General features: G+C 48.2%; 24 protein-coding genes. All 24 read right to left on the bottom strand.

Going from position 1 to position 26,962, the window contains the following annotated elements:
* Position 1: 1 nt before the first annotated feature.
* A complete protein-coding gene (gene fliP, locus J0A65_RS11390; RefSeq protein WP_206594302.1) occupies positions 2 to 751 on the bottom strand; it encodes a flagellar type III secretion system pore protein FliP in 750 nt (249 codons plus the stop codon).
* Positions 744 to 1,145 (bottom strand): flagellar biosynthetic protein FliO, encoded by a 402-nt coding sequence (gene fliO, locus J0A65_RS11385; protein WP_206594301.1) that lies wholly within the window; start codon positions 1,143 to 1,145, stop codon positions 744 to 746. The genes fliP and fliO overlap by 8 nt, the downstream gene beginning before the upstream one ends.
* Positions 1,146 to 1,149: 4 nt before the next feature.
* Entirely contained in the window at positions 1,150 to 1,551 is a 402-nt protein-coding gene (gene fliN / locus J0A65_RS11380; RefSeq protein WP_206594300.1) for a flagellar motor switch protein FliN, read from the bottom strand.
* A gap of 67 nt (positions 1,552 to 1,618) precedes the next feature.
* Positions 1,619 to 2,677, bottom strand: a complete 1,059-nt coding sequence (gene fliM / locus J0A65_RS11375) for a flagellar motor switch protein FliM (protein WP_206594299.1) — start codon at positions 2,675 to 2,677, stop codon at positions 1,619 to 1,621.
* A 10-nt stretch (positions 2,678 to 2,687) separates the two neighbouring features.
* On the bottom strand, positions 2,688 to 3,221 hold the full coding sequence (gene fliL / locus J0A65_RS11370) for a flagellar basal body-associated protein FliL (protein ID WP_206594298.1): 534 nt from the start codon (positions 3,219 to 3,221) through the stop codon (positions 2,688 to 2,690).
* A 76-nt stretch (positions 3,222 to 3,297) separates the two neighbouring features.
* Entirely contained in the window at positions 3,298 to 3,657 is a 360-nt protein-coding gene (locus J0A65_RS27910) for a flagellar hook-length control protein FliK (protein WP_416135306.1), read from the bottom strand.
* 1,708 nt (positions 3,658 to 5,365) lie between these two features.
* A complete protein-coding gene (fliJ, locus tag J0A65_RS11360) occupies positions 5,366 to 5,812 on the bottom strand; it encodes a flagellar export protein FliJ (RefSeq protein WP_206594296.1) in 447 nt (148 codons plus the stop codon).
* Positions 5,812 to 7,146, bottom strand: coding sequence for a flagellar protein export ATPase FliI (fliI, locus tag J0A65_RS11355; RefSeq protein WP_206594324.1), 1,335 nt, complete (start codon positions 7,144 to 7,146; stop codon positions 5,812 to 5,814). The genes fliJ and fliI overlap by 1 nt, the downstream gene beginning before the upstream one ends.
* 98 nt (positions 7,147 to 7,244) lie before the next feature.
* On the bottom strand, positions 7,245 to 8,027 hold the full coding sequence (fliH, locus tag J0A65_RS11350) for a flagellar assembly protein FliH (RefSeq protein WP_206594295.1): 783 nt from the start codon (positions 8,025 to 8,027) through the stop codon (positions 7,245 to 7,247).
* A 21-nt stretch (positions 8,028 to 8,048) separates the two neighbouring features.
* Positions 8,049 to 9,107: a flagellar motor switch protein FliG gene (gene fliG / locus J0A65_RS11345; protein ID WP_206594294.1), complete on the bottom strand. Its 1,059-nt coding sequence runs from the start codon at positions 9,105 to 9,107 to the stop codon at positions 8,049 to 8,051.
* 2 nt (positions 9,108 to 9,109) lie between these two features.
* The gene (fliF, locus tag J0A65_RS11340; RefSeq protein WP_206594293.1) at positions 9,110 to 10,807 is read right to left on the bottom strand and encodes a flagellar basal-body MS-ring/collar protein FliF; all 1,698 of its coding nucleotides are present in this window, start codon (positions 10,805 to 10,807) and stop codon (positions 9,110 to 9,112) included.
* Positions 10,808 to 10,821: 14 nt separating this feature from the next.
* Positions 10,822 to 11,148 carry a flagellar hook-basal body complex protein FliE gene (gene fliE, locus J0A65_RS11335; protein ID WP_206594292.1) on the bottom strand — a complete coding sequence of 109 codons (327 nt, stop codon included), beginning with the start codon at positions 11,146 to 11,148 and terminating at the stop codon, positions 10,822 to 10,824.
* A 318-nt stretch (positions 11,149 to 11,466) separates the two neighbouring features.
* Entirely contained in the window at positions 11,467 to 12,804 is a 1,338-nt protein-coding gene (locus tag J0A65_RS11330) for a sigma-54-dependent transcriptional regulator (RefSeq protein ID WP_206594291.1), read from the bottom strand.
* On the bottom strand, positions 12,801 to 13,916 hold the full coding sequence (locus tag J0A65_RS11325) for a sensor histidine kinase (RefSeq protein WP_206594290.1): 1,116 nt from the start codon (positions 13,914 to 13,916) through the stop codon (positions 12,801 to 12,803). The genes J0A65_RS11330 and J0A65_RS11325 overlap by 4 nt, the downstream gene beginning before the upstream one ends.
* 187 nt (positions 13,917 to 14,103) lie before the next feature.
* Positions 14,104 to 14,991 (bottom strand): glycosyltransferase family 2 protein, encoded by an 888-nt coding sequence (locus J0A65_RS11320; protein WP_232849887.1) that lies wholly within the window; start codon positions 14,989 to 14,991, stop codon positions 14,104 to 14,106.
* Positions 14,988 to 15,875: a glycosyltransferase gene (locus J0A65_RS11315; RefSeq protein WP_332874331.1), complete on the bottom strand. Its 888-nt coding sequence runs from the start codon at positions 15,873 to 15,875 to the stop codon at positions 14,988 to 14,990. Before J0A65_RS11315 ends, J0A65_RS11320 begins: the two co-directional genes overlap by 4 nt.
* Before the next feature lie 105 nt (positions 15,876 to 15,980).
* A complete protein-coding gene (locus tag J0A65_RS11310; RefSeq protein ID WP_206594289.1) occupies positions 15,981 to 16,928 on the bottom strand; it encodes a formylglycine-generating enzyme family protein in 948 nt (315 codons plus the stop codon).
* Between the two features lie 7 nt (positions 16,929 to 16,935).
* A complete protein-coding gene (locus J0A65_RS11305; protein WP_206594288.1) occupies positions 16,936 to 18,528 on the bottom strand; it encodes a glycosyltransferase family 2 protein in 1,593 nt (530 codons plus the stop codon).
* Positions 18,529 to 18,786: 258 nt separating this feature from the next.
* On the bottom strand, positions 18,787 to 20,292 hold the full coding sequence (locus tag J0A65_RS11300) for a sulfatase family protein (RefSeq protein ID WP_206594287.1): 1,506 nt from the start codon (positions 20,290 to 20,292) through the stop codon (positions 18,787 to 18,789).
* Between the two features lie 10 nt (positions 20,293 to 20,302).
* A complete protein-coding gene (locus J0A65_RS11295; RefSeq protein ID WP_206594286.1) occupies positions 20,303 to 21,532 on the bottom strand; it encodes a glycosyltransferase family 2 protein in 1,230 nt (409 codons plus the stop codon).
* A gap of 57 nt (positions 21,533 to 21,589) precedes the next feature.
* Entirely contained in the window at positions 21,590 to 22,741 is a 1,152-nt protein-coding gene (locus tag J0A65_RS11290) for a glycosyltransferase family 2 protein (RefSeq protein WP_206594285.1), read from the bottom strand.
* A gap of 67 nt (positions 22,742 to 22,808) precedes the next feature.
* Complete coding sequence (locus J0A65_RS11285) at positions 22,809 to 24,020, bottom strand: glycosyltransferase family 2 protein (protein WP_206594284.1); 1,212 nt, start codon at positions 24,018 to 24,020, stop codon at positions 22,809 to 22,811.
* Positions 24,013 to 24,843, bottom strand: coding sequence for a hypothetical protein (locus tag J0A65_RS11280; protein ID WP_206594283.1), 831 nt, complete (start codon positions 24,841 to 24,843; stop codon positions 24,013 to 24,015). The genes J0A65_RS11285 and J0A65_RS11280 overlap by 8 nt, the downstream gene beginning before the upstream one ends.
* A 174-nt stretch (positions 24,844 to 25,017) precedes the next feature.
* Positions 25,018 to 26,961, bottom strand: coding sequence for a rhamnan synthesis F family protein (locus J0A65_RS11275; RefSeq protein WP_206594282.1), 1,944 nt, complete (start codon positions 26,959 to 26,961; stop codon positions 25,018 to 25,020).
* Position 26,962 lies beyond the last annotated feature (1 nt).

Below are 26,962 nucleotides of genomic sequence, written 5' to 3'. Positions count from 1 at the left end.
GCTACATTCCAAAACTATTAGCCAGCGTGCCAAAAATCAGATTCCAGCCATCCACCAGCACAAACAGCATCAGCTTAAAGGGCAAGGCGACTATCATAGGTGATAGCATCATCATACCCATGGCCATCAGCACTGATGCCACCACCAAATCCAGAATCAGGAATGGAATAAACAGCATAAAGCCGATTTGAAATGCGGTTTTCAGCTCGCTAGTGACAAAAGCCGGGATGAGGACGTTCATAGGCACTTCTTCAGGGCTTTGGAATTGCCCTTCATACCCCCCAATCTCAACAAAAGTTTCCAGATCTTTAACCCGGGTTTGTGACAGCATAAAAGCGCGCATGGGGATCTTGGCCCGCTCGTAGGCTTCCAGTGAGGTAATCTCTTCGTTCAGATAAGGCTGCAGTGCGGTTTCGTTCACTTTGTCGAACACCGGCGCCATAATAAACAAGCTCAGAAACAAACTGACCCCGATGAGGATTTGGTTTGACGGCGCCTGTTGCAAACCCATAGCCTGACGCAGAATAGACAACACCACAATGATTCGGGTGAAGGATGTCATCATCATCACGAAGGCAGGGATCAGGCTCAGTGCCGTCATAATCGCCAGCACCTGCAGCGTCATGCTGTAGTCCTGGCTACCATCGGGGTTAGTGGTCACAGTCAAGGCTTTGACACCCGCATTTGCCCATGCAAAATCAGGCAGCAGCAGCAAGCCCCCCCCAATCAACAGCATCCATAGCCTATTCATCGGTTTTCCCCTTATGTCCCTGCATCAGTTGGCTTAACTTATTTTTAAAATTGTCCCCGGATGCCTGAGGAACCTCCAGTGGCGTTTCAAGCCGGGCCAGATGATTAATATTCTGGGCCGTCACGCCGAGCATATGCTGCTCTTCACCTACCTGAATCACCAATATGCGCTCGCGGGTGCCAAGGGCCATGGAGCCCACGACTTTCATTTGTCCACCACCATGTTGGGTGACATTAAACCGGCGCATTAGGTAGCCAAGCATGAATACCATGGCGATCACCACCACCAGCGACAGCAACACTGACAGATAATCGACGGGGCTATTAAGAGGTTTGTTGTCGGCGAAGGAAGGGAAAGTGAACCAGGCCAAGCTGCATAAAAGCAGCTTAGCCATTGATTTATCTAAGTTTCTTAATACGTTCAATCTGACTGATAACATCGGTTAAGCGAATTCCGAATTTGTCGTTGACCACTACTACTTCTCCATGAGCAATCAACGTGCCATTTACCAGGACATCCAAGGGTTCCCCGGCAACCCGGTCCAACTCTACTACAGAGCCCTGGTTTAATTGCAACAGATTTCGGATGCTGATGTGGCTGCGCCCCACTTCCATGGAAATGGTAACCGGAATATCCAGAATAGTATCCAGCTTGCGTTTTTCATCGCCACTGATTGGCGCATCGTCTTGCAGTTCATCCAGTTCAGCAACCTGTATGTCATCGCCGGATGCTTCAGACTCTGCCTGCTCCGCCATGGCTGCTGCCCAATCGTCCATTGCATCATCATTTTCGGTGCTCATCGCGCTACCTCACTATCAATTGGTTTCCGCGTTTGCGGAACAAAGCTATATAACCGGATTATCGGTACTATAAATCATCTTCCAGACTGGCCAGTTCGGCATCGGAATCCAAACGTCGGCCGCCTTTGGTCAGCAATTGCAATTCGGATTTCACTGAGGTCGGTCTGGGTATCTTCTCAGTAATCTTCAGGGCGATGTTGTCTCTTGAGCGGCCCATCTTAGTGCGGTAGGTGGGTAAGTCTTCAACAAACAGCACCACATGCTCGGGCATTTCAATAGGGATAATGTCGCCTTCCTGCAGATCCATCACTTCCTGCAGCGATAACTCAATGTCCATCAGGGTGGCAGATACTTCTACCTGCACATCCATAATTTCGTCGCGTAGCGCCTTACTCCAGCGCAAATCGGTGTCTTCTTTATCACTTTGTACACCGGCATCCAGCAATTCACGTATGGGTTCCAGCATGGAATAAGGCAAGGCCACGTGGAAATCACCACCGCCACCATCCAGCTCGATATGAAAAGAGCTGATCACCACCACCTCGGTGGGGCTGACGATGTTGGCCATGGCAGGGTTGACTTCAGAGTCCAGATACTCAAAGGATACGTCCATCACCGGTGCCCAGGCCTCTTTGTAATCTTCAAAGATAAGCTTGAGCAGCATCTGAATAATACGCCGCTCTGTAGGGGTAAATTCCCGCCCTTCGATCTTGGCATGGTAACGGCCGTCACCACCGAAAAAGTTATCCACCAGGATAAATACCAAACGGGCTTCCATGGTGATAAGCCCCGTGCCCTTAAGCGGACGGAAACGCACCATGTTGAGGCTGGTAGGCACAAACAGGGTATGTACGTACTCACCAAACTTAATCATTTGAATGCCGTTTATCGACACCTCGGCACTGCGGCGCATCATATTAAACAAGCTCACCCGCATATGCCGGGCAAAGCGCTCGTTTACAATCTCCAGGGTCGGCATACGCCCACGGACTATCCTGTCCTGCGAAGAGAAGTCATATTCGAGCGCCGAACCACCTCGTTCGGAACTGTCTATTTCCTCTTCTTCGACTTCGTCAACGCCATGTAATAGCGCGTCAATTTCGTCCTGGGATAATAAATCGCTCACCTGTAAGTTCCTATTGCATTACAAAGCCGGTAAACAACACCTGAGACACCACGTCCTTGCCGGCAATTTCCTGCATCACCTTTTTTACTTCTTTGATGGATTGTTCACGCAAGGCAATCTTGCCCGCTTCGGTGACCAAATCATCGGCGTTGGCACTGGAAAAGACTCTGAGCAGGGTGCCTTCAATCATTGGAATATGCATCTTGGCCTGTTCCTCGTTATCGGCACCACGGACCAGCAACTGCACCTTAATCTCAACCAGACGATCGCGTCCTGTGCCCGGTACATTGAACACAAAGGGCCTTGGCATCGCCACATAAAGCGCAGAACCCAGCGCGGCACTGTTAGATACCGCCGCCCCGTCGGATGCACCTGGGGTCGGGCTCATGGCCTGACTTTCGTCCATGGCAGGTTCATCAGAACCTCCCAGTAGGAAAAAAGCTGCGGCCCCACCTATAACCAACACCACTGCGGCAATGATGATAATCATCATCTTACCTTTCTTCTTGCCGCCGTCTTCCAGTTCCAGTTCTTTTTCTGCCATTATCCGTCTCGAATCAAATACCTTAAGCGGATCTTATCCAGCGCCAGCGGAATAGCAATGCTTTAACGCAATTGCCTTAAACGAAATAATCAATTCCGCCCACGCGACCATTCACCACACGAAGTTCGGTTTCAGCCAGTGCATCAGCGCCCACATCAGGCCCGGAATCTTGCTCAGCCTCACCTTGCTGCTGGGCAAACTGCTGGCCTTTTCCTTCCTGTTGAACAAAGGATTGCCCCAGTTCAATGCCCTTCTCCGCTAGCATCTCCCGAAGCCTGGGTACGGCCTGGTCAAGCATGTCTCTGGCCTGCTGAGATTGCACTACAAAGTTCACGCTGGCCTGTTCACCGTGCATCTGCACACGCACCTGCATGGAGCCCAAATCAGGTGGGTCAAGACGAATATCCGCACTCATATTACCGAGGTTAACCAGCATTCTGACCCGCTCGGCGAGTTGTATAGCGGCCTCAGGTTTAGCGATATTAATGGCTTTATCCAGTGCACTGTGGGCTTGGCTGCCTCCGGCTTTAGCGGATTCACTGTGTATATGTGCGGTTTCAGCCTGAACCTGACGCTCGGCTACCCCGCGAATGCTGGGGTCAAAGGCATCCTGGCGAGACACAGACGGATTTTCCAATAACGCAGCAAACCGCTGTAACTCTGGCTGCAGCGCAGGTTGAGAAACCTGAATACCCTGCTCTTTCAAACTGCTTTGCACCAGACTTTGCAGATCCAGGCCCGGCTCTCTGCCTTGCTGTAACTGCGCCTTAAATTCGGCAATACCGGCTTTCAGACTGGCAACAAAATCTTTCACGGCCTCAGGCCCCTGTTGCTTCACAGGTAAACGCTCGGCCAGCTCAGTCAATTTTTTGTCTAATTCCTTCTCAGGCAATTGCACCAGCTCTTTCAACGTCAGGTTTTTATCTGAAGTGGGCGCTTTGGCAGTCTCTTTACTCACCTCGGTGACCTCTGCTGCACTAGAGGTTTGTTTACCCAACTCATCAGTAGCGGCAGTAGCCTGTTCTTTTATGCTTTTAACATCTTCAACTGCAGGCAGTGTGGTTTGCATCACCGCAGTTAATTGATTCAGGCTGAGCACCCCGTCCTGCACTTTAACTTTCAGAAGCGCGGCTTTTTCTTCGTCCGTCATCAACGGCAACGTTGCGGCCAGTTCCTGAAAGGGCGCTTGTTGCCCATTCTCGGAGCCTAATTTGACCAGGTGTTCCCACCCCTTAGCGTCGAACAATTCTACGGGCACCTGCTTAACCTGCTCGGCGTCCATGACCTGTCCAAGCATCAGTAATACCTCGGCAAACATCTGTTCTTCTGGTTGCTGAGGCATGTCAGCCAGCAGCTCTTTGAATTCCTGCAACTGCTGAGGTGTTAGCATGTCTTGCAGCACCTCAGGATCCAGTCCCAGCTTCTGCAGCAAAGCAAGATTATCCTCAGTCCAGACCACATCTACATCGCCTGCTTGGGCTTTTTCCAACTCAACATCGGTTGGTGCTGATTCCGATGCGTCAGGATCTATCTGAACATCTGCGTTTGCCGACGGGCCCAATACCAACTGATAAACCAGCTTGAGCCAATCATCAGCTTGCTGGTCAGTGCTATCAGATGCGTCTTCGGATGGTTCTGAATATTCAGATGATGATGCTTTGGTACTGGCAAATTCAGCACCATCAGTTTTTTTAGGATCTTTCTCTGTCGGTGCGGCATCGCCAGCCTTGGCAGAGACATTCTGTTCTGCCTCTGAGGTTGTGCTTTCTGATGTGGCATCATCGACCGGCTCGCTCTCTTGAGCAGGCTTCCCATTGCCTTGTTTCTCTACTACCTCAAATCCCGGCTTTTCCGGACCGCCTTTTCGTACAGGCTCAATGCTGTGTTTACCCTTAGATTGTTCGAGGGTTAGCTGTTCACGGAACAATTCGGCCTGACCATTATCCAGTGCCAACGGGCTGTCTTCCGGCATAGCGGCTGTAGCGGCAATCTGTGGCTTTGAAGCGGCAACTTGTTGCATCATAGAACCTGTCTCAATCAAACTGGTCTTGCCAATACCTTAATAAATAAGGGAATTGACACTTTTCGTACACTCTTGCCAAATATGTTAGCAATTAGCGTTCCAACCTCAGGAAACTCAGTAGCTAGCTTTGTAGTTGCCGACGAACAAAACGCTGAATGGCCACTTCATCCAGCAAGGCTTGCTCGCGTTTGTTCTCTAATTGCTGAGCTTGCTGACGTTTTTTCTCAATCAACATCTCAACAGCCTTGCGTTTTTGCTGTTGCCGCAACCACAACGCTCTGCGCTGTTGGGCAACAGCCTTAGCATTGGCAATAATCTGATTTTGCTGCAGACAGGCCTTATCCAATTTGTCGATAAAGGCCTGATGCTGGGCAAAGGAAAGCGCCCCCAAGCCCTGATTAGCACGTTGTTGCAACTGTCTAAGATAATCCAGGCGGTAACTTTGCAGGCCGGTAAGCTTTTGCACATTGGCCTGCACATTTTGCTCGGCCAGACGATAGTCTCGGGCCAGTTTATCTTCTTTTTCCTGCTCCCATTTGGCCACCTGTTCAAGTTGACGTGTCGACATCAGCCTTCACCTAATCCTTTGGCCAGCGCGGCCATACCTTCCAGGCTTTCGTCATAAGGCAGTATTTGCTTCATCTCTTGTTGCAGGAACTTATTGATCACAGGCTCGGCCTTAATCGCCAGATCTACCCTGGGGTCAGCGCCGCGGTTGTATGCCCCGATACTGATAAGATCTCGGTTCTGTTGATAAGTTGAGTAAACCTGCTTGATCCGTCTGGCGGCTTTTAGGTGTTCATCACTCACCACCATCGGCATCACCCGACTGATAGAGGCTTCCACATCAATAGCCGGATAATGACCACTGTCGGCCAGACGACGAGCCAATACCACGTGACCGTCCAGAATAGCCCGCGCAGAGTCAGCAATAGGATCCTGTAGATCATCACCTTCGGTCAGTACGGTAAAGAAAGCGGTTATGGCCCCCTGGCCATCACTGCCATTCCCCGCCCTTTCCACCAGGGCTGGCAAACGGGCAAATACCGAAGGCGGATAGCCTTTAGTGGCTGGCGGTTCGCCCACGGCCAGGGCGATTTCACGTTGCGCCATGGCATAACGGGTAAGCGAGTCCACCAGCAACAACACGTTCATGCCCTGATCGCGGAAGTATTCGGCAATAGCAACCGCGGTTTCACAGCCTTTTAGGCGCATCAGTGGTGAGGTATCGGCCGGCGCAGCCACCACTACGGATTTCTGGCGCTCTTCTTCGCCCAGAATATCCTGAATAAATTCTTTGACTTCGCGGCCCCGCTCGCCAACCAGACCGACCACCACCACATCAGCGCTAGTGCCGCGGGTCATCATGCCCATCAGCACACTTTTACCCACCCCGGAACCTGCAAACAAGCCCATCCGCTGACCCACGCCGACTGTGATCAGCGAATTGATACAGCGCACGCCAACATCCAGAGGCTGGCCAATAGGACGACGGGATAAAGGATTGATAGGCGCACGACTTAAGGGAATACGTTTTTCAACCTTGATGGCGCCCAAACCATCCAAGGGCTGGCCGTTGCCATCCACGACCCGGCCCAACAACTCCATGCCCACACCAATACCTTGCTCGCGGGACAGTGGCTGAACCCTAGAGCCTGGCACAATACCTCGCACGGCTTCGGTGGGCATCAGATAGGTAATATTTTCCGCAAAGCCCACCACTTCGGCTTCAATCTCACCGTCTATGGTTTGCACCAGACATTGACTGCCCACCGGCATCTGGCAACCGACAGCTTCAAGGGTCAGGCCAATGCCCCTGACCAGCTTACCGGCAGCGACTGTGTGAGCCTGCGGAATCTGCTGGCGATAGGCGGCAATTCTGTCTTTTAGGTTTGGCAAGATGATACCTGTTTCAGTTTGGACGCTTTGTCGGCCTCAAGTCTGACTCATAACGGACGAGCTGATTTCCACCAGATTTGTCTGGCCCGTAGCCCGTAGCCTTATTCTTTACTCAAGCCCTGCTCAAGCAAAAACTTATCCAGCACCTGGCGCACGCGCCGCTCGATAGAAACATCCACGGCATTGGTATCGGTAACGATATCGCAGCCCCCTCTTTGCATATTGGGAGATTCAATAAACTGCCAATGATGTGCTTCAATATGTTCCACAGAAAAATGCTGTTTAATCAACTGCACATCGTCCGGGTGCATATGCATTTGATAGCGACGTTCTTCAATGGGCAGAACCTTTAATCCTTCACTGATAGCTTGCAGTAAAACATCTTCATTGGTTTGAATTTCGGTACGAATTACCGCGCGGGCAAGGGAAACAGCCAGTTGCACCAGCTCATTTTCTAACTGGTCATCCACCTGGCTAACTGGCTTTGTCAATTTATTGGCAAGCTCCTGCCATATTGCAGCCGCTTGCTCAACCTCCTGACGACCCGCTTCCAGCCCTTCGGCATGCCCTTCTGCCAGGCCCTGCTCTCTGCCTTCGGCCAGACCTTGCTCGCGACCTTGCAACAAGCCTTGCTCGTGTCCGGCCTGGCGGCCTTCTTCCAGTCCTTCCTGATAGGCGGACTGACGAATGGCTTCAATTTCCTCAGCCGTAGGCGGCAGAATTTCTTCTTCTACCTCAGGCGGTTCATATTTCCACTCGCTACTGCGATTAATGGCATTGGTTTTATCTGCAGGCTGTGGCTGCGCTTCTTCCATAAAAGGCAGATCCCAGGAGCGCACTCCAGCTTCCTGGGTTTGATACTTGAGGATTTTGGAACCGCTCATCCACTTTTACCCCGTTATTAATTACAGGAACTCGTCGCCGCCACCGCCGCCCAGCATAATTTCGCCGGCGTCGGCCAAACGACGGGCCACAGACAGAATTTCTTTCTGCGCGGCTTCCACTTCGCTGATTCGAACCGGTCCCATGGCTTCCAAATCGTCGATAAGCATTTCGGCTGCCCGTTTGGACATGTTCTTGGTGATCTTTTCTTTGACTTCTTCGTCGGCACCTTTGATGGCCTTGAGCAGCGCATCCTGCTGCACCTCGCGCAAGATAGTCTGCATGGCGCGATCGTCCACATCGGCCAGGTTGTCGAAGACGAACATCAGATCCTGGATCTGCTGACTCATTTCTTCGTCCTGCTCGCGGATGGCATCCATCAACTGACCTTCGATATTGGTGTCCAGGTAGTTCATGATGTCTGCTGCCGACTTCAGGCCGCCCATTTTGGCTGCCTGAGCACCGGCCTGGCCGGCGAACTGTTTCTCCATAATCTCGTTCAATTCCTGCAAGGCGGCTGGCTGCACTTCTTCTAAGTTGGCGATCCGCATCATCAGATCCAAACGCACCTTTTCAGGGAACTGCGCAATGATCTCCGCCGATTGTTCGGCATCCAGGTAGGACAACACAATAGTCTGGATCTGCGGGTGCTCATTACGAATAATGCTGGCCACTTGTTTAGAGTCCATCCACTTGAGTGAATCCAGGCCTTTGGCACCGCCGCCCATCAGGATCTGATCAATCAGATTCGCCGCTTTATCTTCACCCAATGCGGCCGTCAGGGCTTTACGCACAAACTCCTGGCTCTGGAAGCCAATGGTGCTGTAATTCTGAATTTCTTCAATAAAATGCTTATGCACCGCGGTGATTTTGTTCTGCGTCATGTCTTCCATGCTCGCCATCGCGGTACCCAGCTTTTGTACTTGCTTGGGTTCAAGGTGTTTCAGGATCTGTGCAGCATCTTCTTCCGACAAGCTCAGCAGCAATATAGCGGCTTTCTCTACCCCTTCGAGCTTACTGACATCATAACCAGGACTGGACGTTGCTTCTTCTGGAACTTTTGTTATTTGTTTGGTTGCCATGCTTATTCATCCTGCATCAGCCAGCCCTTAACAACCTGGGCTGACAACTCGGGTTCGTTCGCCACCAGCGCGCGTACCGCTTTAAGTATATCTTCATCTTTATGCAGATCCGGCAGCATCAAGGAACCATCCGGTGCAAAACCTACCTGGCCTTCGTCAAATTCCTGAGACAGCATACTGATGGTTTCATCGCCCAGATCCAAGCCGGAGTCTGCATCAAAGGCATCAGCCTCGCGGGTATCTTCTGGGTAGATAAGTTTCTTAAGCATGGGTCTGACAATAGCCAGGATCAAGGTGATAATCACCAGACCGCCGACCACCAGACGTAACGCCCGCATAAACCATTCCTGCTCCCACAGTGGCACTTCGGTAACCGCCAGATCATCAATGCGGCTAAAGGGAATGCTAACAACTTCTAAAGAGTCGCCTCGGGTTACGTCAAAGCCGATACCGCCCTGCAGTACCCGACGAATATTCAACAGCTCTTCCTGCGTCTTAGGCACAGAGGTAACTGTACCATCTGCTGCGGTTTGCTGGGTGTGATCTACCGCCACAGATACTGACAAACGACGAATAACCCCCGTTTGCTGTTTAGTATGGCTGATGGTGGTATCCAGCTCGTAGTTGCGTGTCGCTTCTTTGTGTGAGCGGCCTGGGGTTACCGACTTGGCATTATTGCTATTCGCCTGCTCGGGAATATTCGAGTCAAGAGGGGGCTGATTACTCAGGGCACCAGGAATACCAGCGGCAATGCCACCCACCGAGTTCTCTTCCACTGTCATTTCGCTACGCACCGCAGGCAAGTCAGGATTATAACGCTTCTGAGTCTGCTCTACGGCGGTAAAATCCATGCTGACATCCACTTGGGCGGTGTAATTCCCCAGGCCAAGAACCGGGATCAGAATGGAGTCAATTTTCTGCAGATACTCAGTTTCGCGATGTTTCTCGATTTCATATTCTTTACGTGACCGCGCAGCCAGGGAGTCCTGCGAACCTGAGTTTAACAAGCGACCATTATTATCAGTCACTGTCACTCTGCCAGGCTCCATACCCTGCACGGCAGAAGCCACTATGTCCACTACGGCATCCACTTCTTCGCCGGATAGCACCGCCCCCCTACGCAGGGTTAATACCACAGTGGCACTGGGCTTTTTCTCAACCCGGGCAAACACACTTTCTTTAGGTAGCGCTAACAGCACATTGGCGCGAGTGATAGCACTGATTTCCTCGATAGTACGAGCCAACTGCTGCTCACGGGCATGCTTCAGGCGCTCTTTCTCAACCCGCTGGCTTACCCCAAAGCCCATATCCTGCATGATGATATCGGTACCGCTATTGGCTTCCTGGCTAATGCCCTGGCGAGCCATGCCCAGCTTAATATTCTGGTACTGATCTTCGTTTACATAGACGACGTTACCGTCCAGACGATAGTCAATCTGGTTTTGATCCAGGTAGTCCAGGGTTTGAATCAGCTCTTCGGTAGGCATTTTGGCCAGAGGACGATAATCCGGCTCTTGTGCCCAGATAACGATAAATACCGCAATGGCCACACAGATAACCAGTGCCACAATCAGGGTAATCTGACGCAGCAGATCGATACCGCCCATGCCTTCCATAAAACCGGAACGTTGCTCCGGCGTGTTATCCGCTTCAGGACTGTTGCCTGTTACGGCCAATTCTGTACCAGTTGCATCTGCCACAATCTAGTCTCCCGTTACACCGGCATATTCATTATTTGCTTGTAGGCATCCAGTACCTTATTGCGCACCTGCACTGTGGCTTCAAAAGCGATACCGGACTTTTCCTTGGCAACCATGACATCCACCAAACTCAGACTGGTATCACCCATATCAAAAGCAACTTGTTTGTTTCGGGAATCAAACTGCAGATCGTTGACGTTATCCAATGCCGTTTTCAGCATATCGCCAAAATTCTGCGAACTGGGGTTGCTGATCAGCGGTTGAGCCTGAGCGGCATCCATACCAGCCTGACGGGCCAGTGACTGAAGTTCGCTGTACAAAGACTGTGCCTTGATGTCCATTGACTGCTCCAAACTCATCGGTGTGGAAAATTTGACTAACAAAGGCATAGCAATACTGATGCCAACATATATAGCCCTTTATTTTCAATGAGTTAAAATACACAAAAGAGGCGAATGACGGGAATTTGGCGGCTAACCAGGCTGGTTGAGAAGGATAGATACGGCGTTCTCTTGCTGGTGGAAAATAAAACCCAATCAACAAGAAGAACACGAAAAGCACAAAGGGCTAAAAAGCAATCAGCCCCTTGTAAGATATTGTTTTTTCTTAGTATTCTATGTGACCTTTGTGGTGGAAATATCACTTCCCATAGAAAATCATCAAGCTGGGACTTCTATTCCCACATCACGCATTCTGGCCAGTTTGTAACGCAAAGTCCGTGGACTGATCCCCAGCTTGTCAGCTACGGCCTTACGACTGCCATTGCATGACTTAAGGGTATCCAGAATAATCTGATGTTCCTGCTGCTGCAGTTCCATCCCCAGTTTGCTGCCTTCCGGCTCCCAGTCCAGTTCCTGAACATCCTGTGGGATATCCTGTTCCAACATCAAATCCAGGGCATCAATTTGGTTATCACTGGCCAGAATCAGGGCTCGCTGGATCACATTTTCCAATTCACGCACATTACCGGGCCAACTGTAATGTTGCAGTTTGTTCCTGGCAGCGGCGGTCAACTGTGGGATTGGGGTGCCAGCTTTTTGGCTGTGCCTGTCAATCAGATGTTGAGCGAGAGGAATGATATCTCCTGGACGCTGTACAAGGGGTGCCCAGGTCAAGGGAAATACGTTTAAGCGATAGTACAAGTCTTCGCGAAATTCGCCCTTACTCACAGATTGACGTAAATCCCGGTTACTGGTGGCAATCACCCGCACATCCAAATCAATGGTTTTGCGACTGCCAAGGCGTTCCACTTCGCGCTCCTGCAGAACACGCAATAACTTGGCTTGAAGGCCAAGATCCATCTCAGTGATCTCATCCAGCAAAATGGTGCCGCCCTGTGCCTGCTCAAACTTACCAGGACAGGCTTGCAATGCACCGGTAAAGGCGCCCTTCTCATAACCAAACAAGGTAGCTTCCAGCATATTTTCTGGAATAGCGGCGCAGTTAATCGCCACAAAAGGTTGCTCTGCGCGGCCAGACTGATCATGTATATAGCGAGCCAAAACTTCCTTACCCGAGCCACTAGGACCCAATACCATCACGGTAGCATCGGCCTTAGCGACCTTCTGCGCCAGCTCCAGCAACTTTTTACTGGTTGGATCAGCCACCACAGGCTGCCGGGACTCAACCTTTTGTGCCGGCGCATAACGCCCCACCAGATTCAGCAGTACCTGCGGTGCAAAAGGCTTCGCCAAATAATCGGTAGCGCCGTCTCGCATGGCCTGCACTGCATCATCAATAGTGGCATAGGCTGTCATCAGCAACACTGGCATATTAGGCAGCTTCTGCTTGATGCTACGCAGCAAAGATAAGCCAGACATCTGGCCCATTTGAATGTCACTGACCACCAGATCAACGTCTTCCTGATTCAGCAACACCATTGCCGCTTCGGCGCTATCGGCTTCGAGGATCTCATATCCCCCCAGCAGCAAGGTATCGATCAGTGCTTCACGCAAACCTGCATCATCTTCAACAATTAGAATTCTGCTGTTACTCATCCTCTACACTCCTTAGGCGTTAGCGCTGGCTCCAGTTGCCGAAGCAAGGGCAGTCGAATTTCAAACCTTGCACCGCCCTGCTCTACGTTGCTTACACAAACATTACCCTGATGCGACTGGGCAACAGCCTTAACCACCGCTAAGCCCAGGCCGGTTCCCTGAGACTTGGTGGTATAAAAGGGGTCAAAAATATGGGTTAGCTCGGCTTTCGGTATACCCGGGCCATTGTCTGCGATAGAAATAACCACCTGCTCTTCGTTGCCAGGGTCGCGATTGGCCTGCAGGTGAATGCGACAACCTCTTGGCATAGCCTGAATACTATTGTGAATAAGGTTCTGTAATGCACTAGCCAGCGCGGTCTTGTTACCCAAAACCAAAATGTCAGGTTCTGGAAGCTCAACGGTTAAAATAGCCTGACGTGCCATCAGCATGGCTTCGGCCCCCGATTCCACTTCCAACATTAAACTTTGCAGCGATAACTCGCTGACCACTTGCTGCTCACCACTTTTGGCAAACAGCAGCATGTCATTAACCTGCTGCTCGAGATCTTTTAAGCGAGACAATAATTTGTCGGCGAACTGCCCACGCGACTCCGGCGCTAAGGTACTGTTTTGCAGATTGGCGGCATACAGCATGGCAGCCGATAAGGGCGTACGAATCTGATGCGCCAGGGAGGCAACCATACGTCCCAGGGATGACAGTTTTTGTAAATGGCTTAGCTGCTGCTGTAAACGGCGGGTTTCGGTCAGGTCGGTAATGACAATCAACTGACCTGGCTCCAGTTCCAATGGACTGGTCGCCAGCTTCACCTTACGCCCATCACGCAGCGACACCTCATGGCCGTCATCGGCGCGAGGTTTGAACGAACGATTGATAATAGTTCGCCAGGCTTCGCCTTCCAGCGGTTCACCTAAGAGTTCAACAGCCACTTGATTAGCCTGACGCACCTGGCCATTACCATCGACCACTATCACCCCGGCAGGCATCACTTCCAACAAGTGCTGCAAGCGTGACGCTTGCTGCTTAAGCCCTAACAGCTCTTCCTCATCCGGCAGAAAAGCAACATTGGGAATGGTGTGGTATGTAGATCCCGATACGGATTGACTCACCATGGCTACCTCATGTCAAAACTTGGACGTTATAAAACAGACATAAGGGTAAAGCAGGGACTATGCCAATTTTTCATCCCTAAATTTCAACTAGTTAAGACAAAATCCTTAGGCGTAAAATTGACACTATATGGAAGTTCACAACTATCGGGGCGCGCAGGAGTCGTCTATGGTAAGCCTCAATGACTCACTACTTTTTGGCATTTTCCCGCAATGGACCTGAACGATTACGCATGCCATCTAAAATGCCTCGAGTCATAAATCTGAGCCTAATCATTCTATTAGGCAAAAGAATACTGTTGGCAAAAATACGTAGCGGCATGACAGCAAAATTGCGCAATTTCCAATAGAGAGGAACATAAGACCGACGAGACAATATAAAAATGTTGCGGAATTGATAGTAAAGACGGACAGGAGAACCTACTTTGAATGGAATTCCTGCGAACTTACGTCGTCCATCACCTAGCCTGTGCAGCATAAAGATATTTAATGCCAAACCTATGGAAAAACCATGCTCTCTCGCTCTCCAGCACCATTCATGGTCTACACCATCTATGAACAAAGAGTCATCTTTAAAACCAACTTGCTGTAGGTGGTCCAAATCTATCATCATTCCTGATGCAATGATTTGCGGGACGGAGGAAACATCATCAAAGCGTTCAATCTCGGTTTGGATCCTCGGTCGCACTATTTCCTGAGTAAAAGCACAGACTAAAGAGGGGCCAATAGCCGCGAATCCCTTTAAATTCTGCCGCTTGGTCTTTTGAAACACGTAAGTCATTCTCGCAACAAAATCAGTTTCAAACTGACTGTCCTGGTCAAACAACAACGCATATTTACAGCCAGCCTCAATTAGCTGTTTCAGTCCTTCATTTTGTGCTGTAGCAATACCAAGGTTGTTGGGATAGTGATGAAAAGCCAAATTACCATGCTCACTTAAGGTAAGCGGGGAATACATACTGAGTGGAGAGTTATCAATGACACAAACCAAATCAACCTGGCGAGCCAGACTGCCTAACAGCGCCCTCGCCTCTGTCAGGTCTGGTTTATACAAAATGACAACAGCACCAATTTTCAATGCTTCACCAACTTGTCCAGAATCAGCCTGTCAAGCTTATAAGCCAGTTTCACCACTTTGGCCGGCATAATACGTAATGCTAATACCGACAATGCATAGAGTACATTTGAGAGGGAATAGCGCTTAAGTCTGTTCATTGCCATCCATCTGGCTCTAAACTCATTAACTGACTTGTTAAAACCCCTTCTTTTATAAAAGTCGTTCACCCGCCTAAATTTAAGCAAACGCTCACTGAGGTTCTCAAATATATAACCTGCGTGCATCAACTCGATCCAAAGGAAATAATCTTGTGTATTTTTCAACTCTTTCCTATAGCGAAAGCCTTGCTCAAATACGCGGTAACGGAAAGCAACCGTTGGATGATTCATCGAACAGCGCTTCGGCAAAAACTCCAGAATCTCCTGATGAGATAGTGGCAGCTTCCTTCCTCCCACTTCAACACCAGCTTCATTGATCTCAACTAATGATGTACCGAGCACCGACACTTCAGGGTGATGCTCAAAAAAACTGACTTGTTTACTTAGTCGCTCTGTAGAAGAAATATCGTCTGCATCCATTCTGAACAAGTATTTAGGCGACAAGTCAGCACATCGGTCTATCACTTCATTCATGCATGAACTAAGCCCTAAATTCTCAGCCCCCAGTAATACGACAAGCTGGGCATTACGTTGCTCCTTTTCCCGCAGGAAAGAAGAAATGGCCGATGGCAAAGGACCATCAACTACAACGACCAGAATAAAATCTCGATAGGTTTGATCGAGGATACTATCAATCGCCTGCGCCACCCATTCAGCGCGGTCTTCCTGATATACCGCCATAGCCACAACTACCTGGCAATTCAGACCTTGCAAGCTCTTACCCAAATACTCAAATTGATTATTCAATCTACTCTCTACGAAATTCAGTGCAGTGTTACAAACAGCGATACAAAACCGCTGAAATGGATAAAATGGCGGGAAAATAACAGAAACAGCGAAATAATTCTGCCTCTAATTGATATCTTTAACCGTTCTAAAGCCAATATGGGAAGTCCCAAGCCCCCTATCCTGCGCCTGTCGTGCAGCGGGACGAAATCTGGCACAGTAATTTTCTGCGCATAGGAAAGATCCCCCTTTTACAACCTTTACTGGCACGCCAGGCTGCGATGCAGAATAGCCGCCCGGGTTGGCTTCTAACAACGTTGAAAGATTTTCTGAATGCCCAGAAAAGAAAGAGCTGGATGTCCATTCCCAAACATTTCCCAGTAAATCAAATATTCCGTGTTTGTTTGCCGGAAATTGTGCAACCGGTGCCAGCCCTGCATAACCATCTGTTGCATCATTAGCATATGGAAATTCCCCCTGCCAGGTATTTGCTATGTAGCGACCTTTTTCCATTGCCTGCATGCCTTGTGCTGCCAATTCGAACTCTGCTTCAGTCGGCAACCTATGTCCCTTCCATGTCGCGTATGCCTGTGCATCTTCGAAAGAGACGTGAACCACGGGGTAATCATCCAGACCCTTTATATCTGACCCCGGCCCCCGTGGGGCTGCCCAAAACGCTCCGGGTACAAAGACCCACCAGCTCATACTTCTCGCAGGACCCTTGTTAGCATCAGGCATAGAAAACACCGCAGACCCGGCAACTCTCATCTCTGCTGGCAGATCAGGATAATCAATAGCAGACGGTACTCTCTCCGCAGTCGTTTTATACCCTGTTGCTTCCACAAAAACACGAAACTCCCTATTGGTAACCTCTGTTTTGCTCATAAGAAATGGCGCAACCATTACCTTACGTTGTCCTCGCTCTTCTGGATAAATGGCACCGTCACCGAGCGTGATGGTAGCGCCGCTCACCCATTGCATCCCTTCCTCAAGGTGATGCTGAGTTTGACTGTGCTTTTCACAGGCGGCCAATAGAAGCAGACAACATCCCAGCACCACGTTTCTAACCAGCATAATAATCCTATCCTTGGCAACCGAAGTAAGGCCGATACTCATGGCTATCGGCCACCAAAAAGTTCTCTTGTTTCAACGTCAAATGCCTATTGTACGCTGGGTCATTTGCAATAACCGCTCCCCATGTACGCTTTAAATAGGCCACTTCGGATTCAAAACGTTGCATTTTCTCGGGAGTATCTTCGGCTCCTCTTGATACAGACTCATGGTGAAAAAGTAACGCCTCAGCACAAAACAGGTTGCGCCGTCCCAACTCCCGAACCTTCAAACAGAAATCAACGTCATTAAAAGCAACTTTTAAATCCTGTTCGTTAAGCCCTCCAACCTTTTCAAAGTCCGCTCGCTTGACCAGCAAACAAGCCGCCGTTACTGCGCTGACATTGTGACTGGCAACCAAACGCTGCATATAGCCTGGTGCATCTGCTGCAAAAAATTTGTGTGCATGTCCAGCTCCGCCACCATAGCCCATTATGACACCAGCATGCTGAACACTCTTGTCACTGTAAAGCAACTTAGCGCCAACGCAGCCTATCTCTGGCCGCATAACTTGGGCAACCATAGAGGCAAGCCAATGTTCACTTATTACTTCAATGTCATTATTTACTAAACCAATAATCTCCCCACGGCACTGTCGCGCGGCATAATTATTAATTGCGGAATAATTAAAAGCTCCTGGATATTTAAGTAGACGAACTTTAGGGTGTTCCGAGATCTGCTTAAAGTAAGTCAGGCTCTCAACCTCGTCAGAATTATTATCAACCAACAAAATCTCGAAATATTGGTAGGAACTCAGCTTTAAAATGGAATCTATACAAGATTTAACCAGTTGCCAGGCATTTCTTGTTGGTATAATCAAACTTACCAGTGGTTTACTGGGTAACTGCCAGTCAAACTGCAAGCAATTTGGGTTACGTTGAACAAACTGAGCCTGTGTCGACAACCTGTTAGCAAGGCTCTTAGGCAGGGCTTGAAGCAAATCGACTTCAGACTGCCTTTTGTGCAACAGACTAAAGGAAATATGTTCTACGCTATGCTGCCGATCATCCAATGCAGTATTCATAAGCCAGTGTCGGATAAAATTGGCATATGGCTGTTGTGCTTCATAACGAATAAGGCTGAACGATTTAATCCATACACCTGTGGCGACATAGCCGATGGTTAATTGCAGATCGGGATTCCAATCTGGAAAAAACTGAGGGGTAGACCTAAGTCCGTTATCGCCCAGGTGATCACAGTCTGTATATGCCAGTGATGCATCCTGTAATGGCCAGTTGTCCAGCACCATCAACAGTTTGGGATGCAGTCTCTCGCCTTCCCTATATAAAAAAACCGCATTATTATCCCAGCAAGGAGCAAGTTCCCCGAGATCACTGACAACACTCAAGGCACTTTGCAGAGCGCCCCATCGTCTGCAAATAAATCCACAACACAGGTCAGCCTGTGACGCTTCCGCCCACAGTACAAGTTTAAATTCAGAAAGCTTCAATTCGTCCAGTGCAAGCAAGCTATCAATGCTGTCAGCCAATGACTGCTCAGATGCATTGCCAACCATCAATATAAAACGCGGTTGCGCAGCTCCCGAATAACTCAGCGCGGCCATCTCCCGCTCCTGCAGACAGAGATTGGCTTCAAACCGTTTCTGTAACACCCACTCAGGAGGGAAGTACTGTACATGTCCGGTTTGTCTCAACCATTTTGTGTATCTGTTGGTTATGCCATTATGCCGCCGGGCGTAACGTCGCCACGACTTAGGTAATTGGCTGACACCCCATTTCAAAAAACCAACTGCAACCTTCTTTACCACTCAAACCCCAATATTGTTAGTAAGGCCATGACGGCACAAATTATCCGTCTTTTCTCAACCTTGAGGCGGCGGCAAGTAGTGATCATATCTAGCGCCAAACGGAGCAGGGATTTCAACAATAGGGTCAGGCCTTTGCATTTCGTTAGACCACTGCAAGAGTTGTTGTCGGAGTTCATCAGCCACAGCTGGGTGCAGGTCAATAACATTCAAGGTTTCTCCCTCTTGCGACTCCATATCGAAAAGGAACTCCCTGCGAATACCAGCTTGGAGATACTTCCATTTTCCTTTTCGCACAGCCCGTTGCATCCAAAAACGCCAATAAAGTGCTCGTTCATCCAGATAATCAGCATTGCCTTCCAGCGCTGGCAGCAAACTGACCCCATCCAAATCAGACAAGGACTTTTCACCGGCCAGTTCCAAAGCGGTGTAAACCGCATCAAGTGATGATACAGGTTTATCAATTACCTTACCGGCAGGAAAATGCCCCTGCCACTTAACAAGGTAAGGCACGCGAATTCCTCCATCGGTCAACATGCCTTTTTCACCGATCAGAGGATCGTTTCGCGAACCATTCCATGCCTCACCGCGTTTATCCAAGGGAGCATCTGTCATATCGTCCCCCAAAGGTGCACCGTTATCACTGATAAAGAAGATAATGGTGTTGTCCATTAGTCCGTGTTTTTCTAACTTATCTACAATCATCCCCACGCCATCATCAATAGCCGCCATCATAGCTAAAGCATAACGACGTCTAGTCGGCATATTCTCTGGAATGCGTGATAAATAGAACTCTGTCGCCTCTAAAGGAACGTGAGGACCATATGGCGCAAAATAGAGTAGAAAGGGATTTTCCGCATTGCGCTCAATAAATGCACCTGCAGCCTGTGCAGTTAAATCCAGTCGATATTGCTCCTTGATTTGGTAGCCGGCTGACTTGTCGCTACCGTTAAGTTCGAAATTCGTCCAATAGCGACGCTCATATCCCCAAAACACATCATCAAAACCACGCTCGTCAGGAAAAAAAGGCCGTTTGTACTGCAAAGGGAGCTTTTCAATACTTTGATTGGAAGCATAAAAATCTGGGTGGTTTTTCTCTAACCACTCACTAGAATTGCCCATGACCTCCAGATGCCATTTTCCAATCATGCCAGTTTTGTAACCAAGCCGCTGGAAACGACTACCAATCGTATCAATATCCAGGGGCATCGGTGTGAAGCGATTTTCATCGACGCCAAATCTTTGTTGGTATTGCCCGGAAACTAGGCCAGCTCGCGACGGTGTACATTGAGGGGAAGTAACGTAGCCATGTGAAAAACGTGTGCCAAGAGAAGCCAGCTTATCAATATTAGGCGTTTTCAAATCTTGCCTGGAACCCTGTATACCTAAGTCCGCATATCCCTGATCATCGGTAAAAATAATCACAACATTCGGTTTATCAGGGTAACCTGAATCAGGCAAGTCGGGTTTGGGTGGTTCAGGTCTGCTCGGAACAGACTGTTCACTAGAACCACCACATGCAACCAAAAACAAGACGCTAATAACAACGGATATTATCCGCATAACATACTTCCTAATTATGATACTTACGAAGATCTGAACGCTTCATACCTGGTTTAAGTTCAATTGACTCATATTCAGCGATCCTTGCCTTAATCATTGGTCCGTTTGGCCTGAGCTCTAAAGCCTTCTTCCAAACTTCTAATGCCAAACGTAAATCTACACGTTCTACTTCTTTAGCCAGGGCAATTAATTCACCGGACGAATTACAACGGTTCACTGCAAAATAGGTATCAATAGTTAACCGAATATCTTTAAACACCGATTTGAGGGTCAGGCCACGAATAACCCTCACCATTTCCACAAAATATTCTTTAGGAACCCGACAAATGTCACGTAACGTCATTCTGTAGCGATTTTCAACAAACTGCCGGGCTTCTGCTATGACGTCATCTAAGTTCGACGATGATATGAACCTTTGTAGAGACTGATGGTAAACCCGGAAAGCCCCTGGTTTTATTGAAAATGTCACGTCCTCGCTAGGGTCTCCGGCAAAGTTGTATCCCTCTCTATTTAATTTCAAGGGTACTTCATCAGACGGGCGTCCACGATTGAGCAGCGATAAATACTCTCTCTCAGATCTGAAAAGCCTATGTACGATCATTATGTCGCGTAACTGATGGAGGCTCTCATGCAGGCATTCACGTTTCTTTTCCATTTGTTTGAATTTTTTGCCATCACAAAGTACAGATTTTCCTTTTTTCAAACGGGGAACATGCAAAGAAACTTGGGCGACATTCGCATTTACCCGGAAAAGCGATTTAACCAAAGGTGACAGTCGACCACGGATGCTCTGGTTTAATGCTGAGAATGACTTGCTACTGCCTTCCTCATTGAGCCACTGAAAGGAAATACAGTCAGCATCAGCGTTTTCCTCAAGACAGTTCTGGACTTTAAAAGACAAGTCTTTGGGCATCCAAAACTCATCGATATCTAAAAACATCATGTAATCAAATTCACCTGAGTCTCGACAATCCTGAAAGGACTTTGCATAGGTTAAGTACTGGATATGCTTTGAGACTTCCGGTGGACAATAATCAATCCAATCTGCATAAAAGAAATTTACATTTGGATGCTGCTGTTGAATCCGTTGGAGGACCTCTGCACTATTGTCTGATGTTCGGTTCAGGTAAATATCAATCGCATCAAAACCAACATACAAATGATGATGGATCCATTCGGGAAGATAAGCAGCTTCGTCTTTTGCTACAGCGACTAATTTAACTTTCAATGTCTTATTCATAGATGGAAATGATGGCCGTAGTCTGTCCATTAAGTGATTAAGGTCCGTCACGCAAAACTAAAGCAACGCTGCTTTTGCCATAATATACTTGGCTAGCTGAAAATTCAGGGGGCGGACGCGCATCGCCAAGGTTAACGCATTTTGCCTGTTATCCAATGTTTCTAGCATCCCAGAAACTTTAATAGACTCTACGACCCGGCGTTTAACCTCATCACTGCACCCCTCAAACACTCTTAATACTTGGTCGAGCACCTCTACTGGCATTGAGGTAAGGTTATCTAACACCCAATCACAGCGGGCGAGTACAGACTGCTGAGCATACTGCAAGTCATCCGCCAATAAACAGGCGTGAATAAATTCCGAGTAAGCAGTACGGTATGCCAGGTAAGCGGGCGGCTGAAGCGCAAAGACAGTGTGAGCGCCGGATGCCTTATTATAACCGCCGCGGTTTAGTTTAAGTGGAAAATCGTCCGAAGGCCGTCCTCGCCCTAATGTTGCAATATACTCTGACTCAGATCTGAACATTCTATGTACAATCATGACCTCTCTTATCCTGATAAGGTCGGGATGCAAACATTCGCGGTTAGTGGGTTGCCCCAGAAACGATTCACCGCCAAACACTTTATTCTCTAAACGTTTGGTTTTAGGTAAGTGTAAGGCAACTTCCACCATCTCAGCCCTGACATTAACAGCAGTTTTCACCAGTGGGCTTAATTGCCCATTGATGCTGCTACTAATAGTTTGAAATGCCTCATTACCACCCTGCTCGTTTATCCAGCCAAAAGACACCGAATCAGCATCAAGATAATCGATTAAATAGTCACCTACTTTTTTCTGCATGTTATTCGGTGTCCACATTTCATCTATGTCGAGAAACATAATGAAATCAACCCGCCCGGCAGACTTGGCTTCGGCAAAAGCTTTGGCATAAATAATAAACTGGAGTTGGCGACGGACATTATCATGACAGGCGTCAATCCAATCGGCATATTGGAAGCTGACATTTGGGTGGTGCAAACAGATTTTGTTTAAAATCTGCTCGCTGTTGTCGGATGTCCTGTTGATGTAAATTTCTATTTCATCAAAGCCAAAATGTAAATGATGGTGAACCCATTCGGCTAAATAAGGTGCCTCATCTTTCGCCACAGCGACCAGCTTTACTTTAGCTCCAGAGCGGCTAACTGAAGGATAGCTCGACGCAATGGTCATTTTTCAACCCATCGAAAAGAAAAGAGAACTCCTTCAAACTTCAGAACCTTAAACAACAATTGATAATTCATCCCTGCCGTCTCGCCTTACGCTCTTTAAATTCCGCCAGAAGTGCTTTTATCTGTGGTCCTTTGGGCCGTATGACTAGCGCTTGCTCCAGATAGCCAATGGCCTCGTCCACATCGTGTGGGACGGCATGCCGGGCAAGCTGCTTTAGTATTTCCACATTGCGCGAGTGCTGCTGGGCATAAATCTTGCGAAAGGCCTGAAATTGCGTTCGAACTTCGTCAACCCTGACCCCCGTGAAAATACGGACCATGTCTTTATAATGTTCAGGCAGATTTGCAGTGATGTTCTCAACCGCAGTCGCATAACGCTCATGCACAAACTGTCGCGCGTCATCATCATGCTCAGTATGCTTAACCCGTTTCTTGAATTGCTGCAGACTCTTCTGGTATTCGACAAACTGCGGACTAGGAAAAATCACCTCTTTTGTTACTCCGCCTCGCCTGGGTAAACCATTTCGATTGTTCTTATATGCAAAGTTGTTGCCCGGTCTGCCACGGTATAGCAAAGAAACATATTCATATTCAGAACGGTGCGCACGATGAAAGATAAAAAATGGTTTGAGGCTGTTCAACTCTGGCAACACGGCTTGTTCAAGATTATCGCGGCCCACAAAGGTTCGCCCATCAGCCAGCAATGGTCCCTCCCCAACGGCAAGTTGTGGCACATGATGCTTAAGTTCATGAATAGCTACAGAGACTGGCAGTAGGGTCTTGCCTAAAGGCGAAAGATTTCCAGAGAGTACCTTTGTTAAGGTTGTAAAAGGTTCTTCATTACCTAAATCATTCAACCACTCGAAGAAAATCGCTTTGTCTGCCCCTAAGGTGTTCAGACAACCTTTAATGCTCGTCTCGAAGTCCATAGGGCACCAAAATTCATCAATATCCAAAAACAGAATATGGGTTGCTGAATTCTCACGCCTGGCAATATCTAAGGCCCTGGCATAAACAATAAACTGGATCTGTTTTTTGGCTGACGCTGGGCACATATCAATCCAGTCAGCTTCATGCCAGGTGACATTCGGATACTCTTTGTTGATATCAGCCAGGACCTGGGATGAGTTGTCAGTGGTTCTGTTGATATGGATTTCTATATCATCAAAGCCAAAAAACAAATGATGATGCACCCAATCGGTCAAATAGGCAGCTTCATCTTTCGCCACCGCGACGATTTTAACTTTCAGTGGCGCTCCGGAAACAGAGGTTTCACTCATCAGCCAACCTCAAAACATGTGCAATTTTGCCAATTAACTGTTGCGCTGGCAGGCTGAAAGCCCATTCGTCACTAACAACTTTGATACTTGCTAGCTCATTATTAGGTTGATAGTTAACCAGGTTGTCGCTAAAACGGCTGAGCATCACCTTTTCGCAGCGGCTATCGACAAAATAATTACCTACCCGTAATTCCCGTTCAGCGCTTCGCACAATGGCCTTCAAATCATCTAACCCGGCCACAACTAACGCTGGAAGATGTTTAATGTATTGATTGCGAACCCAGGAACCTGTCACGCCAAAATTTGCTTTGAATACATGGTTAAGGGCCCGGATTACTTCAATATCCGCGATGTCCATAGAGCGATTGACAGCATCAGGATTCTTGTCAGATTGAATCATGTCGTCCTGATAAGGTTGTCCGATGACATTCATAAAATCCGGTATCAAACTGCGACTGCGCTGAGATGCGTCATAGTCCAGGACTTTAACGTTTTCTTTGCCAAAAACATGGCAAAACATAGCGACCTTTAAATCTGCCGATAGCATTTGGCTTTGTCCAGGCCTTGCCAGATGGTCATGGTAGTAAGCAAAGAAGCTCTCCGTACCACCATGTTTCACGGTTTCCTGCCAGATTGAATAAAGCTTGTAACTTGCCCGTCTCCACGCATAAATAACAACAATATGCTTGTTGTCCAGCGTATTGCGTAGGTATTCAAATTTATCCCGGTTCAGAGATATAAAGTCTTCACTAGACAACAGAAAGTCGTGAGGTTCGTTATTAAAAAACGAAATATCTTCATCGGTCAGTCTTTGCTCGTCCAATAACGCCCGAAATGGGTGATGGCCAAAAATGCTTTGGTAACGCTTGGGATAAACCAGATTGTTCTTAAACAGGGTACTTCGATTGTCTAGTAAAAACTTCTGCAACGCAGTAGTGCCTGTTTTGTGGGGTCCCACATGTAGGTAAAAAGTATTCATCGTATGCTTGCTGTCAAATTATTCGCCAAAGAATGGATAACGACCCAGATTACTGACCAGTGGGCCCCATTTGAAAATGTTGGCTTCATTTATCTCTCCTTGATTATCGCTGTTAATCGGCGGCATTCCTGCTGCCTGCCATTTGTCGTTGGGATGCAGAATATGCAAATTAGTGAGACCATGATCCCCACACAACTGAGCATCGGAGCGAACGTTATCTCCCACATGAATATAGGAGCCGGACAAACCACTCACGAGCTCGCTAATATGCTGCCACATATCTCCCCGGTCCTTCCGAAACCCAAGTTCACTTGACACAAATAACCGGAATGGCGCAGTAATTCCCACCTTTCGCAGTAACGTTTCCACTTGTTGGTGACTGTAGTAAGTATCAGAGATGAACCATATGGTCTTGTTCAAGTCGGACAGTTTATGCACCAAATCGACCATTTCCTGCTTAGCCACGATTTGTTGCATATCAAGGTCAAATTCCAGTTCCATTAGCCCCTTGGCATGGTCTGAGTCGAGATCCATAACCACCGCCAGTCTGTCATAAACCTGTGTAATGCATACGTCGCCAGCAAAATTGTGCTGTTTTCTAAGCGCAAACTCTGTTTCATTTCGTAACGAAACGAAAGACTGTGCATTTGGCATGAGTCCCTGCTCCTGCAAATATAACCCTACCTGATATTTTGCATAGTCCGGCTCATTCAACTTGCGGCTCAGCACAGTGTCAAACACATCAAAAGATATATGGTCAAAGCGTCTCAGCTCTGTAAATAGCTGTTCTGGTGGTTTATGGTAACCCGCAAAGATATGACTCTTGTCATCGGTAAAATGGCCAGCAGGCGGATAGTAGAAAAACTGTTTGTAGCCACTTTTCTCCGCCAGCAATCCCACCGCACGCTCTAAAGCATGCAACCAAGAGCCATCATTAGGTAATGGCTCCGCTGGAAAATCTTCGTATTTATACACTTTTTCCAACAATGGCTTTAGGGCTTTGGGCCGAGCCCAAAACATGCCGCCAACCGGATAGCTGATAAAGTTCTGAGTTAGGTCAATGCCCCACTGCGATTCAAACTCTTTGGCAAAAGGTTTATTACAGGTCCAATGATTCACCCAAGGTGGCATCATCCAAAACGATGTTGGGTAGTAAATCCCAAGCTCTGGATGTTCATCAAATAGCCTCAACAAGCAAGAAACCACGTGCTTATCTTTGAACAAATACTGGTTCAAATAATCAAACCACTGGGTTTGTTCACGTCCTGAATAAAGCGATTTCTTGGAGTGCAAATGGCACATTAAATCGTACTCAAGCAAAGCCGGACCAAACTCCACCAGCAGAGGCCCAAAATTGCGACCTCTATTGGGTACTCTAGCCACCTGCAGCTTTCCGACTCGTTTTAATTTGCTGTAACGCCGGGTAACGTCCTGACAAATCTCTTCGCTGGCACAAGCAACGAAGACGTCAACATTAAGCGGAAAGTTTTTCAAACATTGCAAAAATTTGTCAACGAAATCCGGGTAATAAATATGCAGACAAATAGCCACTTTCTGCTGATGCCAGGTCGGTGTTTCATTCGCCACCAAATAGCCAGACGGCAACCATCTGGGACGTGCTTCCTGCATTGAACGACCTTCATAGCGACCGTTATATAGATAGTGCAATAGCGGATTGTTGCCTGAGTGATAAATATCCAAATGCGTGCGAAGATAATGCTCGGTATCAAATTTGGCAGAAGGGTTCACATTGGCGTAGTGAGCTTTGGCCAGATAATCCTCAAAGGCGGCCACTTCACTGCGGAACATGCCGTAATGTTGTTGATACCATTCCAGGTCAAAAACCCCTGCATTCTTCGCCATGCGTAACTGGCGCTTAACTCTTAGAAACTCACGTCCCCGGAGCAACAGAGTAAGCGTTCTATATGCGCCAGCCAGGGAGCGCCTAACTAAGGTTTTCATT

It is taken from the genome of Bowmanella yangjiangensis (genome assembly GCF_017255015.1).
GTDB lineage: Bacteria > Pseudomonadota > Gammaproteobacteria > Enterobacterales > Alteromonadaceae > Bowmanella > Bowmanella yangjiangensis.
Note: the sequence above shows the minus strand (reverse complement) of the source record. Positions and strands in the feature narration are given on the sequence as shown.